The 15,084-nt window shown below is 30.4% G+C and carries 12 protein-coding genes; all 12 read left to right on the plus strand.

Translation table 11 applies throughout. The annotated features are described in order from the left end of the window. Nucleotides 1-177: 177 nt before the first annotated feature. Nucleotides 178-318, plus strand: coding sequence for a hypothetical protein (locus TAGGR_RS10595; RefSeq protein WP_161936165.1), 141 nt, complete (start codon nt 178-180; stop codon nt 316-318). After that, complete coding sequence (locus TAGGR_RS03530; protein ID WP_059176549.1) at nt 302-1,600, plus strand: nucleotide sugar dehydrogenase; 1,299 nt, start codon at nt 302-304, stop codon at nt 1,598-1,600. Before TAGGR_RS10595 ends, TAGGR_RS03530 begins: the two co-directional genes overlap by 17 nt. Nucleotides 1,601-1,614: 14 nt before the next feature. Further along, entirely contained in the window at nt 1,615-3,201 is a 1,587-nt protein-coding gene (locus TAGGR_RS11070; protein WP_059175972.1) for a Gfo/Idh/MocA family oxidoreductase, read from the plus strand. Continuing rightward, nucleotides 3,185-3,445, plus strand: a complete 261-nt coding sequence (locus tag TAGGR_RS03540) for a hypothetical protein (protein WP_059175973.1) — start codon at nt 3,185-3,187, stop codon at nt 3,443-3,445. Before TAGGR_RS11070 ends, TAGGR_RS03540 begins: the two co-directional genes overlap by 17 nt. Continuing rightward, entirely contained in the window at nt 3,442-5,019 is a 1,578-nt protein-coding gene (locus tag TAGGR_RS03545; RefSeq protein ID WP_059175974.1) for a DegT/DnrJ/EryC1/StrS family aminotransferase, read from the plus strand. Before TAGGR_RS03540 ends, TAGGR_RS03545 begins: the two co-directional genes overlap by 4 nt. Before the next feature lie 6 nt (nt 5,020-5,025). Continuing rightward, nucleotides 5,026-6,222, plus strand: coding sequence for a glycosyltransferase (locus TAGGR_RS03550; protein ID WP_059175975.1), 1,197 nt, complete (start codon nt 5,026-5,028; stop codon nt 6,220-6,222). A gap of 22 nt (nt 6,223-6,244) precedes the next feature. Next, nucleotides 6,245-7,513, plus strand: coding sequence for an oligosaccharide flippase family protein (locus TAGGR_RS03555; protein WP_059175976.1), 1,269 nt, complete (start codon nt 6,245-6,247; stop codon nt 7,511-7,513). A gap of 21 nt (nt 7,514-7,534) precedes the next feature. Continuing rightward, nucleotides 7,535-9,355, plus strand: a complete 1,821-nt coding sequence (asnB, locus tag TAGGR_RS03560; protein WP_059175977.1) for an asparagine synthase (glutamine-hydrolyzing) — start codon at nt 7,535-7,537, stop codon at nt 9,353-9,355. Nucleotides 9,356-9,540: 185 nt separating this feature from the next. Further along, entirely contained in the window at nt 9,541-10,632 is a 1,092-nt protein-coding gene (gene wecB / locus TAGGR_RS03565; RefSeq protein ID WP_059175978.1) for a non-hydrolyzing UDP-N-acetylglucosamine 2-epimerase, read from the plus strand. Between the two features lie 15 nt (nt 10,633-10,647). After that, nucleotides 10,648-11,970, plus strand: a complete 1,323-nt coding sequence (locus TAGGR_RS03570; RefSeq protein ID WP_059175979.1) for a glycosyltransferase family protein — start codon at nt 10,648-10,650, stop codon at nt 11,968-11,970. Then, complete coding sequence (locus TAGGR_RS03575) at nt 11,960-13,153, plus strand: O-antigen ligase family protein (RefSeq protein ID WP_059175980.1); 1,194 nt, start codon at nt 11,960-11,962, stop codon at nt 13,151-13,153. Before TAGGR_RS03570 ends, TAGGR_RS03575 begins: the two co-directional genes overlap by 11 nt. Further along, nucleotides 13,146-15,074, plus strand: coding sequence for an asparagine synthase (glutamine-hydrolyzing) (gene asnB, locus TAGGR_RS03580; protein ID WP_059175981.1), 1,929 nt, complete (start codon nt 13,146-13,148; stop codon nt 15,072-15,074). Before TAGGR_RS03575 ends, asnB (TAGGR_RS03580) begins: the two co-directional genes overlap by 8 nt. Nucleotides 15,075-15,084: the final 10 nt, after the last annotated feature.

Genomic DNA, 15,084 nt, shown 5'->3' on the forward strand with positions numbered 1-15,084 from the left:
AAAAAGCCTGAAAATTATTGATAATATCTGCAAAAACTCTTTTATAAGAAGCATATCTTTTGAAATAAATTGATAAGCGGAGTTGAAAGAAAAGACTAAGAGGAAACAAAGCGAGAATAAAATAAGACAATTTATTGTGCCTTTACGGTTAAAGTTTCCAAACTATATTAATGTTTTATGAAATTCTTCCACAATAAAACACTTGAAATAAAAACAGAGCACAATATGAAAAAATCACTAATAACAGGCATTGCAGGACATGATGGTCTATATCATATCTCAGGAAAGGAGAAGAATCCTTATGAAGCTTATCAATAAAATTAAAACAAAACAGGCAAAAATCGGCATAATTGGTCTTGGATATGTGGGTTTACCTCTTGTAATAGAGTTCTGCAAGGCAGGTTTTCAAGTTTATGGGTTTGATATAGACGAGAGAAAAATAAATCTTCTTTTAGAGGGTAAAAGCTACATTAAGCATATTAATAATTCATCAATTTCTGAAATACTTCCTAATTTTACTCCTACTACTGATTTTTCAAGAATTTCTGAGGTGGATTGTGTGATAATATGTGTTCCTACTCCGTTAAATAAATATAGAGAACCTGATTTAAGCTATGTCTTCAACACAGGTGAAGTCATCGCAAAATATATGAAGAAAGGACAACTCATTGTGCTTGAGTCCACCACATATCCAGGAACAACAGATGAAGACCTTAGAAAAATTCTTGAAAAATCAGGACTGAAAGCAGGAGTAGATTTTTATCTTGCCTATTCACCAGAAAGAGAAGACCCCGGGAACAAAGAGTTCAGCACATCAAAAATACCAAAGGTTGTAGGTGGATTTAGTTCTTCATGTCTTGAAGTAGCAAAAGCTCTCTATGATCAGATAGTTGTCAGAACAGTTCCAGTATCAAGTACAAAGGTTGCTGAATCAGTTAAACTTCTTGAAAATATATATCGGGCTGTGAATATAGCTCTTGTAAATGAATTAAAAATACTCTTTGACCGTATGGGAATAGATGTCTGGGAAGTCATAGAAGCAGCTAAAACAAAACCTTTTGGATTTCAGGCATTTTATCCGGGCCCTGGACTTGGTGGCCATTGTATTCCTATAGACCCATTTTACCTAACATGGAAAGCCCGTGAGTATGACTTTCATACACGATTTATAGAGCTTGCTGGCGAAATAAATACCCAAGTAACGTATTATGTCTTAGAGAAAATAATTCAAGCTTTAAATGAGAATAAAACATCCATAAAAGGAGCAAGAATCCTAATATTAGGAGTTGCTTATAAAAAAGATGTAGATGATATGAGAGAATCCCCTGCTCTTAAGCTTATGGATCTTCTTGAAAAGAGAGGTGCTCTGGTGGATTACAATGACCCTTACATACCTGAACTTCCTGAAACAAGGAAGTATAAGAAAAAAAAGAAATCAGTGGAACTTACGCCAGATAATTTATCATTATATGATTGCGTTGTGATAACTACTGATCACAGTCTGTACGACCCTGATTTCATTGCTAAAAATTCAAAGCTAATAATAGATACTCGTAATCTTATAAAATCAAAAACCTATCAAAATGTTTTAAAGGCATAGAATAAGGAGAAAACATGAAGAAAAGATTTATCGGACACATAGGACTTGGATATTGGGGAAAAAACATCTTTAGAAATCTCTATGAACTTGAAGTATTGCATACTGCCTGCGATGTTTCAGAAGAAGTGCTCAATGAATACAGGAAAAAATTCCGTGATGTAAACTTTACTATGGATTATAACGAAATCCTTAGAAATCCTGAACTAAAAGCCGTAACCATAGCAACGCCTGCAGCTACTCACTATGAATTTGTTAAAAAAGCCTTGCTTGCTGACAAAGATGTCTTTGTAGAAAAGCCACTTGCCCTAAAAACTACTGAAGCTAAAGAATTAATTAAAATTGCTGAAGACAATAAAAAAATACTCATGGTAGGTCATATCCTGAGATATCATCCTGCAGTTATCAAGCTCAAAGAAATTATATCATCTGGAACCTTAGGAAAAATTCAATACATTTATTCAAATCGTCTCAATATTGGTAAACTTCGCACAGAGGAAAACATACTCTGGAGTTTTGCACCCCATGATATATCGGTAATACTGATGCTTTTAGACGAGGAACCTATTAAAGTAAGTGCCTTTGGCGGAGACTATTTAAATAAAGGGATATACGATATAACACTTACAACTCTTGAATTTCCTAATAATATAAAAGCCCACATATTCGTAAGCTGGCTTCATCCTTACAAAGAACAAAAATTGATAGTGGTTGGTTCAAAAGCTATGGCTGTTTTTGATGATGTAAGTAAAGAAAAATTATTTCTGTATCCACATAAAATAGAATGGAAAGAAGGCAAAATTCCTGTTGCCCACAAAGCCCAGTATGAAGTTATTCCATTTGAAGATGGTGAACCTCTTAAACTTGAACTTATTCACTTTACTGAATGTATAAACAATAGACAAACACCGTTAACAGATGGTTATGAAGGATTAAGAGTTCTTAAAATCCTTGAACTGGCAGAAAAATCTTTAAGAGGTAGTTCAGGTGAGGAAATCTCAAGAGATAAAAATTACTATGCCCATGAAACTGCGGTTATAGATGAAGGAGTTGAGATTGGTGAAGGGACAAAAATATGGCATTTTTCCCATATACTCAAAGGTTCAAAAATAGGAAAAAACTGCATAATTGGACAAAATGTAATGATAGGTCCTGATGTTACAATTGGAAACCGCTGTAAAATCCAGAACAACGTCTCCATCTATAAAGGTGTTACACTTGAGGATGAAGTATTCTGTGGTCCATCCTGTGTATTTACAAATGTTTATAATCCAAGAGCATTTATAGAAAGAAAAAATGAATTTCTACCAACAATAGTAAAAAAGGGAGCAACAATAGGAGCAAATGCCACAATTGTCTGTGGAGTTACGATAGGCAAATATGCAATGATTGGTGCTGGAGCAGTGGTAAAAAAAGATGTCCCTGACCATGCAATTGTAGCGGGTGTTCCAGCAAAGCAGATTGGATGGGCATGTAAATGTGGAGTTACTTTGAAATTTAATAATCAGAGAGCAACTTGTAACTACTGCGGTAATGAATATATATTGAAAGAAGGCAAAATCGAACTTCTAAAGGAGGGTGGAAGTAATGAAAGTAAAAGCTAAAAAGGTTAAGGATGGCTATTTAATTCCAAACATTAAAGAATTTGGAGACCTTGAAGAGATAGAAATTGAAATAAAATTTTCACCCGGTGTTATTGATGCCGGGGAAAGAAGGTTTTCTGATGATTTTATCGCTGAGCACTGGAGAGAACTCATTTTAACAAATACAGACACTTCTGAATTTTATAAAAGTGCTGAATACTATATAGAAAGAGCAACAGATTATATGGAAAGGAAAAGCAGATGAAATTTTATGTCCTTGATGTCAATATAATTCTGGACAACTTTGATACTCTAAGAAGGAATAAATATCCAGCTTCTGTTGAGGTATACAATTATTTAAAAACAAGGGGACTGGGATGTATCTCATCTGCTTCACTTGACAATATTAAATTTTTAAAAATTCGGGACCTTATTTTAGAAAAAGGATATACAAAAACAGATGCAGAGATGATTGTAAGACATATGTTAAAAGATTTAGCGACTAACTTTAAGATTATAAAAACTCCCTCCTATGTAAATATTGAAGATGGTGATATAGAGGATGCACAAATAATTGCTACTGCAAAGGCAATTGGTGGGAAGGTTATTACGAGAGATGAAGGTATCTTGAGAAAATACGGTGATTTCTCTATAAGTCCAGACAAATTTCTAAAAGAAGTAGACAAAAAACCTTCTATACCGATGCTTGATTTAACTTTACAAACCTTTTCTATTTATGAACAGATAGAATCCTCAATTGATAAAGTTATACAGAAATCAAACTTCATCCTTGGAGAGGAGGTCACTTTACTTGAAAAGAAGATTGCTGAATATATAGGGACGAAATATGCAATTGGGGTGTCTTCTGGTACAGATGCATTAGTTTTATCTTTGAGAGCATTAGCAATTCAAGGAAAAAATCAGGAATACTGGGATAGAGATGACTTTGTGATAACTACTCCTTTTACTTTTACAGCAACAGGAGATGCCATACTTAGAAGTGGTGCTACTCCTCTATTTGTTGATATAGAATTGGAAAGTTATACAATTAATCCAGAATTGATAAAGAAGGTCTTAGATAAGTATGGAAGCAAAGTAAAAGGGATAGTTCCTGTTCATCTATACGGTCATCCTTGTAATATGGATGAAATTATGGATATTGCCAGAGAGTACAATCTTTTTGTAGTAGAAGATTGTGCTCAGAGTTTTAGTACAAAGTGGGATGGTAAGATGACAGGTTCTTTTGGTGATGTGGGATGTTTTAGCTTTTTTCCATCTAAGAATTTAGGTGGATTTGGTGATGGTGGAATGATAACAACAAATAATGAAGAAGTTGCTGAAGTTATTCGTATGCTATTAAAACACGGTGGAAAAGATAAGTACAATGTAGACCATATTGGTTATAATGCAAGACTTGATACTATTCAAGCTGCAGTTTTATTGGCTAAAATGCAGTATATAGATGAATTTACGGAAAGAAGAAGAAAAATAGCAAGTATTTATAACGAAGAATTGAAAGACTTAAACTGGCTAAAAACACCATATGAACATCCAAAGGCTTACCATGTGTACCATCAGTATACAATCAGGTTAACAGGAAAAGATAGAAATCAGCTCCAGAGATATTTAAAAGAAAACGGTATAGACTCTATGGTGTACTATCCTGTGCCACTACACAAGATGAAAGTTTTTATAAACAATGGTATGGAGATTTTTGAAAGTTTAGAAAATAGTGAGCTTGCATCTAAAAGTGTTTTAAGCCTACCTATTGAGCCATTGATGGAGGAAAGAGAAGTTGATATAATTGTAGAAACTATAAAACAAATAAAGGAAGATTGAAAATCTATGGAGGCCAATACAAGATTTAAGGTTCTTTTTCTTACTTCATGGTATCCAAGCCGTATTCATCCTATAGCTGGTATTTTTATTAAAAGGCATGCTGAAGCAGTATCTTTATATTCTGATGTTGCTGTTTTATTTGTAACAGCCGATAAATCTCTAAAAGATAAAATTTATGATATAGAATATTCCATTGAAAATAATATACCAACTGTTAGAGTTTATTACAAACATTTTTCAAAAATAAAAGGTGTATCAAAATTTATAAATCTTTACAGATATCTTAAAGCAAGCTATTTAGGATTAAAAGTTATTAAGGAAAATTTTGGTAAACCAGATTTAGTCCATGCAAATGTAACTTTACCAGCAGGGTTGGTCGCTCTGGCTTTGAGATTTTTAAAGGGATTTCGATATATAGTGACTGAACATAGTTCTTCTTTTCTTCCTGAAGATAGCACCTATAAAGGGGTTTTTAAAAAATTTTTAACAAGTATTATTATAAAGAATGCAGAAAGAGTAACTACGGTATCTAAAAAACTTCGGGGAGCAATGATTAAACAAGGTTTAGAAAATGAATATTTTCTTGTTCCTAATGTTATTGATATCAATATTAATCAAGTTAGATCAAAAACTAATAATAAAAAGAAAAAAATTCTACATATTTCTTTGTTATACGATAGAGTAAAAAATATAAGTGATATTCTTTTAGTCTTGAATAAAATTGTTTATGAAAAAAACAGAGATGATTTTGAATTTCATATCCTTGGTGATGGCGTTGATAGAGAAAAGCTTCAAAACCAAGCAATAGAACTTGGGCTTCTTAATAAATATGTGTTTTTTCACGGATTAAAAAAACCAGAAGAAGTATATAAATTTTTAGAAGACGCAGATTTCCTAATTACAAACAGTAATTATGAAACATTTTCTGTTGCAACTGCGGAAGCTTTGGCTTGTGGTGTTCCAGTAATAGCTACAAGATGCGGAGGTCCTGAGGGTTTTGTTACTGAAGATTGCGGAATACTAATAGAACCCAGAAATCGTGAACAGTTGCTTCAAGCGATATTGTATATGCTTGATAATTCCCATAAATACGATAGAGAAAAAATATCTCAATATGCAAAAAGCAAATTTAGTTATGAAGTAGTTGGTAAGCAGTTTCAAGAGATATACAAATCAATAGCTAAAATTGAAGTACTAAAATAAGTAGACAATAAAAGGATAAAATATGATTAAAAGTATCTTTTCTACTTTTACTACACGTGTATTTTCTCTAATAATTTCATTTGCTACACTTATTTTAACTACCAATTACCTTGGTGCTGAAGGAAGAGGTTATATATCACTTTTAACTGCATCTGCTGGTTTAATAAATCTTTTTAGCGGATTTATAGGAGGTGCAGCACTGGTATATCTAATACCAAGAAATAAGAGTAGAAATTTTGTTATTCAGTCTGCAATCTTGTCTTATTTCTGGGCTTTTTTTGTTAGTATCGTTATAACTGCTTTTTTGTTTTTAACTCATTCAGTTGATAAAAGTATTATTTTTCATGTTTTTTTAATTGGTTTTTTGTTATCTATCCTTTCAATTCATACTGTAATCCTTCTTGCTTTTGAAAAAATAATTTTTCAAAACTTAGTTAATCTTTTACAACTTTTAGTAAATTTCATATTGTTTGCTATTTTATTGCTTGTATTTCATAAAGTTGAATTAAATTCTTTTATAGTTTCGTTGTATTCAGGGTATATAGCTTCATTACTTATGAGTATTATTCCTATTATCAAGAACCTGCCATCTAAAGTTGAAAATCTTTCTTTGAAATCTTCCTTAAAGGAAATATTAAAATACGGATTCTTTGCACAACTTAGTAATGTAATTCAGTATCTTAATTATAGATTTAGTTTTTTTGTATTAAATTATTTTTCAGGTGTTTCTGCTGTTGGAATATATTCAGTAGGAGTTGTAATATCAGAAGCGATATGGACTATTTGCGGAAGCATATCCTTAGTTCAATATTCAAAAATAGCAAACTCTAATGATATATCTTACTCCCAAAGAATAACACTAATGCTTGCAAAGTTATCTTTTTTAGCCACTTTTATAGCTGTTTGCTTATTAATACTAATTCCAGAAAGTTTATTTTCTATAATACTAGGAAAGGACTTTAGCTCTGTTAAACAGATTATAATCCTTTTATCTCCTGGAATAACTATTTTTGGTTATTCTGTAATAATAAGTCATTACTTTGCAGGTATAGGCAAGTATGTTATTAATACAAAAGCATCATTTATTGGTTTAATTGTTACATTAATTTTTAATTTAACTCTTGTTCCGTTATATGGTTATTCTGGAGCTGCAATCTCAGCAAGCTTATCATATATAGCCACAGCCTTCTTTTTAATTTATTCCTTTATTAGAGATACAGGTATACCTCCTACAAAATTATTGCCATCAGTTGATGATTTAAAATTTGCAGTTAATAAACTTAAAATATAGGATAAAGAGGGATTTTGAAACATGTGCGGTATAGTTGGTTTGGTTTGTAATGAAAATATAAACTCAACTTTAATAAGAGACATGGCAAATACTATAAAACACCGTGGACCGGATGATGAAGGGTTTATCTTTATGTTTGACAATAATATAATTGTTGCAGGTGGAAATGATACACCAGATAAGGTATGGGATTCTAACTTCCTGTATTCCCCGAAAAATCATATTAATTCCCTTGAAGGAAAAAAAATTAAGGTTGCTTTAGGACATAGAAGATTATCTATATTAGATCTTTCTCCGGCCGGACATCAACCTATGTGTGATGAAGCTCAAAAAGTTTGGATTGTTTTTAATGGAGAGATATATAACTATTTAGAGTTGAGAGAAGAGTTAAAACAAAAAGGTTATACTTTTATTACAAATACAGATACTGAAGTTCTATTAAAATCTTATATAGAATGGGGGTTTGATTGTGTAAGCAAGTTCAACGGTATGTGGGCTTTTGCAATACTTGATTTAAGAAAAAATATCTTATTTTTATCAAGAGATAGATTTGGAGTAAAGCCGTTATACTACTACAAAGATGATAATTACTTTGCTTTTGCTTCTGAGATAAAAGCTTTACTTAGACTTCCTTTTATAAAAAAAGAAGTTAATTACGAAGCTGTTTTTGACTACATTGCCTTGGGTCTGGAAGAACAGGGAGAAGAGAGTTTTTTCAAAGGAATAAGAGAATTAAAACCTTCTTACAATATAGTTTTAAATTTGAATAACTTTGAATTTAAACTCCATAAGTATTATGAGCTTTTATACTATGATAAATTTGAAAAATATAATCCGGAGAAAGAGAAAAAGTATATATCCGAGATTAGAGAACTTATATTTGAGGCGATTAGATTAAGACTTAGGTCTGATGCAAGTGTTGGATCATGTTTAAGTGGTGGGCTTGACAGCTCAACCATTGTTTGTGTGATGAATGAAATAATTAAAAATCAACATTTATCTCAAGTAGGAGACTATATAAAATGTTTTACAGCTTCTTATAAAGATGACAAGGTAGACGAAAGTAATTGGGCAAAGATAGTTGTAGAAAGTACTAAATCTCAATGGATAAGAACTTTTCCTACAGAAAAGGAACTAATAGAAGATTTAGAAGACCTTATATACACTCAAGACATTCCTTTCGGATCTACAAGTATATATGCACAGTATAGGGTAATGAAAGCTGCATATGAAAGTGGTGTAAAAGTTCTATTGGATGGTCAAGGAGGAGATGAGTTATTTACAGGTTATACAGGATATTTTCCTACCTACTACAGAGAACTTATAAAGAATTTTGATTTTACTGATTTAATAAATGAAATAAAAAATGTAAATAACTCTCCTATAGATATTAAATCAATAATAAAAATGGCTATAAAATCAGAATTGGGAAAGTATTTAACATTTCCCCAAATAAGAGACTTTTTGATTAAAAAAACATCTTATCCAATATCTTTACTTAATCCAGAATTTTATAAAGAATTTTCATACAGGATTAAAGATAGACAAGAGAAAATCCCCAATAGCTTTAACCAGCAGCTTTATCAGTTAATAACTGGATTTAATTTAAAAACATTACTAAGGTATGAAGATAGAAATTCAATGAGATTTAGCATAGAATCAAGAACTCCTTTTGCTGACAATATTAACCTTATAGAGTATTGTTTTCAAATTCCTTCGGTTTATAAAATTCATAATGGATTTTCAAAGTATATTTTAAGGCAGGCAATGGATGGAATTTTACCTGAACAAATTAGGAAGAGAGTAGATAAAGTGGGTTTTGCTACACCAGAGGTTAAATGACTCAAAGCAAACAAAGGTTTTTTAAGGGAAATTTTGTTTAACTCCGAGATATTAAAAGAAGTCTGTAATGTTCAAAAATTACTGAAAGATTTGGATAATGATATTATTTTTAAGCATGGTTTTACACTCTGGCGTTTCGTAAATTTAGCGATGTGGCATAATCTAATGTTTAGAACGGCATAAAAATGGAAATAGTTTCCATCGTAGGGGCAAGGCCACAATTTATAAAAGCTGCGTTGGTTTCTAAAAAGTTGAGAGAAAAAGGGATTAAAGAAATTTTAGTACATACTGGACAGCACTATGACTTTAATATGTCCGATGTCTTTTTCAGAGAGCTTGGGCTTCTGGAGCCGGATTACTACCTTGGTATTGGGTCGGGAAATCATGGGGAGCAAACTGGAAAAATGCTTATAGAAATAGAGAAAGTTTTACTTAAAGAAAAGCCGGATATTGTAATAGTTTATGGAGATACAAACTCTACGTTGGCAGGAGCATTGACAGCTGCAAAACTTCATATACCTGTTGCCCATGTAGAAGCTGGCTTGAGAAGTTATAATAAAGATATGCCAGAGGAAATAAATAGAGTTCTGACAGACCATATATCTACATTTCTATTTGCACCTACTAAGACAGCCGTTGAAAATTTACACAAAGAAGGTATTTCTAAAGGTGTTTACCAAGTGGGAGATGTAATGTTTGATGTTGCCTTGGAGAGTATTAAGATGGTTGATGAGGAAAAAGTTTTAGTTAAATATGGATTAAAGCCAAAAGAGTTTATTTTAGCTACAATACACAGGGCAGAGAACACAGACGTTAGAGAGAATCTTATAAATATATGGAATGCTTTAAACGAGATTGCATCTTATGGGGATAAGATTATATTTCCAATTCATCCAAGAACAAAAAAAGCTTTAAATGAAGTTGGAATTGATATTAACTTTAGAAATGAGAATCTATTATTAACAGAACCTGTTTCTTATTTTGAGATGTTAGCCCTTGAAAAGAATGCTAAACTAATAATAACAGATTCAGGTGGTGTTCAAAAAGAAGGATATTTCTGGGGAACTCCTTGTGTAATTCCAAGGAATGAGACAGAGTGGATTGAATTGGTAGAAATAGGATTTAATAAGCTTGCTGGTAATAAGTCAGAAGAAATTATAAAGTGTTCGTTAGAAATTTTAAATGGTGAAAAGCAGTATAATTTAATTGAACATTTTTATGGAAAAGGTGATGCATCTGACAAGATTGTGTTTTATATAATTCACCCTCAAAAATAAAATTTTGTAAGTATAATGAGAATATTATTTATATCATATTACTTTGCTCCAGCAAATGCTGTAGCTGCTGTAAGAACCACAAAGATAGTAAAATATTTAGAAAAAAATGGATTTACTGTTGATGTTATATGCGGCAATTTTCCAGTTGTAGATGATATATTAAAAAATGACATAAAAAACAAAAAAAATATATTTTATATAGAAGGTTTCAGGTTTATTGAAAGATTGAGAAAATATAAGAGAGAAACGTCAGAAAAATCTCAAACAAAAAGTTGGAAAAATATTGTTTTTAGAGTATTTGATAAAATTGTAGTTAAAATATTTGGATTGGAAAAATATATTTTTGCAGAAATCTTAAATTCCTACTTTTTTTACTTAAATGCAAAAAAGTTAAAAATAGACATAAATCAATATGACTCTATAATATCTTCATTTGGTCCTATTGGTTCTTTACTATTAGCAAATTCCTATAAAAAGAAAAACCCTAAATTATTTTATATATTAGATTTAAGAGATCCTGTAATCCCTGAATATATAAATTATAAAATTTTGAAATTTTTTTTGAAAAAAATTGAAAAAAATACATTCGATTTATTAGATCATGCAGTTGTAGTCTCCGAGGGTTTAAAAGAGTATCTAATCAATAAAAATTTTGAAAAAGATATTAGCATTATTACAAATGGTTACGATTTAGAAGATTTGTTTTTTATTGATACGGAATTTCTTAGGGAAGTAAAGATAGATAGTGAAAATAAATTAACTTTCTGTTATACAGGAAATCTATATGAAGGCAGGCGAGATATTTCAAAGTTATTTTTAGCTTTAAAAGAATTAATAGATGAAGGAAAGATTCAAGAAGATAAAATCTCCGTATATTATGCTGGAAAAGATGAAAATATATTTTTAAATACAGCTAAAAGTGATAACATTGAAAGTATAGTAAAAAGCTATGGTTTTATACCACGGAAAAAAGCATTAGCTTTACAGTCAGGATCTGATGTTTTAGTTTTGGCTACTTGGAATACAAACAAAGAGAAGGGTGTTTTAACAGGAAAACTATTTGAATATATGATGTTTAAAAAACCTATTCTGGCTTTAGTTACTGGTGAAAAAAATGCAGAAATTGAAAATATACTTAAAGATTTAAATTTTGGTTTTACTTTTTATAACGATTATTCTAACATTAATGATTTTAAAAATTATATTTTATTTTTGTATCATGAAAAAATTATTAATAATAAGAAGATAATTGAAGAAAGTGAAAAAGTCAGCAAATATGATTTTCAAAACTTAACACAAAAATACATAGACCTCTTAAAAAGTTATCATGAAAACTGAAATCCTATTAAGTATAGTTCTAGGAATAGCTATAGGGACTGCTTCTTTAACCAATTTAAGAATATATGATGTTATAGGTTTATCTGAGTTTTTATTATTATTAATTGTTATCTATTTAATTTTAAACTACGGAAAGACATTATTCTCATTTAAAATTAACTCAATAAAAGGATTAATAAAAGTTATTTTATTTTTAAATATTTTTTTTATTTCACCTTTCATAACATTTTTAAACTTCTTTGCTTTACATATGCAAAAATCTGAACCAAAATATTTAATTTCGTTTATGATGGGCTGGATTATTATGTTTGGCATATATAATTTACTTGTAAAAAATAAAGTAAATATGGAAAAGATTGTAATGATTTCATCGATAATTTTTATTTTATTAAATTTTATTGCTTTTATATTTTTCTACGACATAAGTCTGTATGGTGGAGAGAGTATATATGTGGAACAGAGACTCAAGGGTTTTTCAAAAAATCCTAACCAAATGGCATTTTATTCTTCAGTAATGATAATTTTTATCTTTATGTTTGTAAATAGTTTAACTATTGTACATAAAATTTTTTTAATACTTCCAATTATTTATATAGGTTTTTTGAGCGGAAGCGATGCCTTCGTAATAAGCTTGATAATATCTTCTTTATTTTTTGGTTTGCTATATTTAATTAAAAAATTTAAATTTGGGCTTCTATTAGTAATTTCTCTAACATTTCTTATTTTTTCATTTTCATTTTATATTATCTGCTGTCAATTAGAAATTTTTAAACTTATACTTTATAAAATCGATAAAGATGGACTAAGAGTAGCTCTACTTGTTAATGGTATTAAGTCTATATTATATTATCCATTTACAGGATTAGGACCTGGTAGTTACTCAGGCATATCTTCACCATTCGAAGGTATGGAAATTCACAATAGTTTTTTAGACTTTGCATCACAGTATGGAATAGTATCTCTTTTGTCTATAATCACAGTATTTTTTTTATCTCTTAAGAAAGAAATAGAAAAAAATAATTACTTAAACGCCTCCATGATAATATTTTTTTTAACAATGAATTTATTTCATAACTTTAGTAGACATTTTGTGTTTTGGTTATTTATAGGGATTTTTTATTTTAGAGCTTTCTATGAAAAGGAAACAGCAAATTATTTAAAAAAGGACAACATTAATGTGTAGAATAGTAGGGTTCTGGGATTTTAATTTTAATTGGCAATATAATTTAGAAGAAGTTGCTTTATCAATGAGAGACTCTCTCTCCCATGGTGGTCCAGATTATGCAGGGCTTTATTTAGAACCTAAGAATGGATTAGCTCTTACACACAGAAGACTTTCAATCATTGATCTCTCACCATCGGGCCATCAACCTATGGAATTTGAAAACCTCGTTATTATATATAATGGAGAAGTATACAATTTCAGAGAGATAAGAGAATACCTTGAAAAAAAAGGGTATAGATTTTTTTCAAATTCTGACACTGAGGTAATATTAAAGGCTTTTCATCGATGGGGAGTTAATTCTGTACACAGGTTTAGAGGTATGTTTGCCTTTGCCATATGGGATAAAACTCAAGAAAAAATCTATCTTTGTAGAGATAGAGCTGGAGTAAAACCTCTTTACTGGTATTTTAGAGATGGTCTTTTTATTTTTGCTTCAGAACTTAAAGCTTTCCACAAACATCCTAGATTTAAAAAGGAAATAAACGAACTTGCCCTTGCTTTATACTTACAGTACGGATACATTCCTGGACATTACTGTATCTTTAAAGATGCCTTTAAACTTGAGCCAGGACATTTTCTGGTTTTAGATCAAAATAGAAATATTGAAAAAATAAAATACTGGGATGTAAAAGATTATTTTCTAAAAGGATTAGAAGAAAAGGATAGATGGATCAAAAAGTCTGAAGATGATCTAACTGTAGAACTTGAAACACTTTTAACTGAAAGTTTTAAACTTAGACTTGTTTCTGATGTTCCTGTTGGAATGTTTTTAAGTGGGGGAGTTGACTCTTCTACGGTATGCGCTCTGCTTTCTAAAGAAGGCATAAAGCTAAAAACATTTACAATTGGGTTTTATGAAGAAAATTACAATGAAGCAGAGTATGCTAAAAAAGTTTCTAAATTTTTAGGAACTGACCATACTGAACTATACTGTACCCCAAAAGAAGCTTTCGATATAATTCCTAAACTTCCAGATATTTACGATGAACCTTTCGGAGACTCTTCTTCTATTCCTACCTACCTTGTATCTCAACTTGCAAAAAACCATGTAAAAGTATCCCTATCTGCAGATGGTGGTGACGAGCAGTTTTGCGGATATACAAGATACTGGATTGTGGGAGATAAAATAAAAAGATACACATCTTTACCTTTTTTATCTCTTATAGGAAATTTTTTAAACTTAATAAACCCTGATGTTGCTTTTAAAATATATACTTTATTTAGACCTATCCTTCCAAAATGGACTAACTTTAGAGATAAGTACATAAAACTTAGGAATGTCTTAAAAGAGGCAAAAGATTTTAAAGCTCAGTATGATATATCAAATAAGATATTTTTAACAGACGACTTAAAGCAATTGCTGGGAAATATTGTACATATCCCATCAAATACTGAATTTATTAATAACATAGATTTAAATGCTATGGAATACATGATGTTGTATGACCTTAAAACATACCTTCCTGATGATATTTTAGTGAAAGTAGATAGAGCTACAATGTCTGTAGCTCTTGAAGGAAGAGAACCATTCTTAGACCATAAAATATTAGAGTGGACAAGTATGCTACCTGTAGAGTTTAAATATAAAAACAGTACAAGCAAATACATACTTAGGAAAATCTTATACAAATACGTAACAAAAGAATTGATTGATAGACCAAAACAAGGTTTTGGTGTACCAATCTATGAATGGTTTAAAGCAGATTTAAAAGAACTTTACAAAGAATACTTAACCCCGGGAAAAATAAAAAAGGAAGGACTTTTTGATGAAAAAGAAGTTGAAATACTTTTAAACGATTATCTAAATAACCGTGGAGTAAATCATAATAAACTTTGGTTATTGTTTATATTTCAGTTGTGGAAGGAGAAATGGCTATGATAACATTGAT

The sequence above is a fragment of the Thermodesulfovibrio aggregans genome (assembly GCF_001514535.1).
Taxonomy (GTDB): domain Bacteria; phylum Nitrospirota; class Thermodesulfovibrionia; order Thermodesulfovibrionales; family Thermodesulfovibrionaceae; genus Thermodesulfovibrio; species Thermodesulfovibrio aggregans.

Excerpts from the sequence above, each read along its gene's own strand:
- TAGGR_RS10595 (WP_161936165.1), top strand. The coding sequence starts at position 178 with ATGAAATTCTTCCACAATAAAACACTTGAAATAAAAACAGAGCACAAT.
- TAGGR_RS03530 (WP_059176549.1), top strand. The coding sequence starts at position 302 with ATGAAGCTTATCAATAAAATTAAAACAAAACAGGCAAAAATCGGCATA.
- TAGGR_RS11070 (WP_059175972.1), top strand. The coding sequence starts at position 1,615 with ATGAAGAAAAGATTTATCGGACACATAGGACTTGGATATTGGGGAAAA.
- TAGGR_RS03540 (WP_059175973.1), top strand. The coding sequence starts at position 3,185 with ATGAAAGTAAAAGCTAAAAAGGTTAAGGATGGCTATTTAATTCCAAAC.
- TAGGR_RS03545 (WP_059175974.1), top strand. The coding sequence starts at position 3,442 with ATGAAATTTTATGTCCTTGATGTCAATATAATTCTGGACAACTTTGAT.
- TAGGR_RS03550 (WP_059175975.1), top strand. The coding sequence starts at position 5,026 with ATGGAGGCCAATACAAGATTTAAGGTTCTTTTTCTTACTTCATGGTAT.
- TAGGR_RS03555 (WP_059175976.1), top strand. The coding sequence starts at position 6,245 with ATGATTAAAAGTATCTTTTCTACTTTTACTACACGTGTATTTTCTCTA.
- asnB (WP_059175977.1), top strand. The coding sequence starts at position 7,535 with ATGTGCGGTATAGTTGGTTTGGTTTGTAATGAAAATATAAACTCAACT.
- wecB (WP_059175978.1), top strand. The coding sequence starts at position 9,541 with ATGGAAATAGTTTCCATCGTAGGGGCAAGGCCACAATTTATAAAAGCT.
- TAGGR_RS03570 (WP_059175979.1), top strand. The coding sequence starts at position 10,648 with ATGAGAATATTATTTATATCATATTACTTTGCTCCAGCAAATGCTGTA.
- TAGGR_RS03575 (WP_059175980.1), top strand. The coding sequence starts at position 11,960 with ATGAAAACTGAAATCCTATTAAGTATAGTTCTAGGAATAGCTATAGGG.
- asnB (WP_059175981.1), top strand. The coding sequence starts at position 13,146 with ATGTGTAGAATAGTAGGGTTCTGGGATTTTAATTTTAATTGGCAATAT.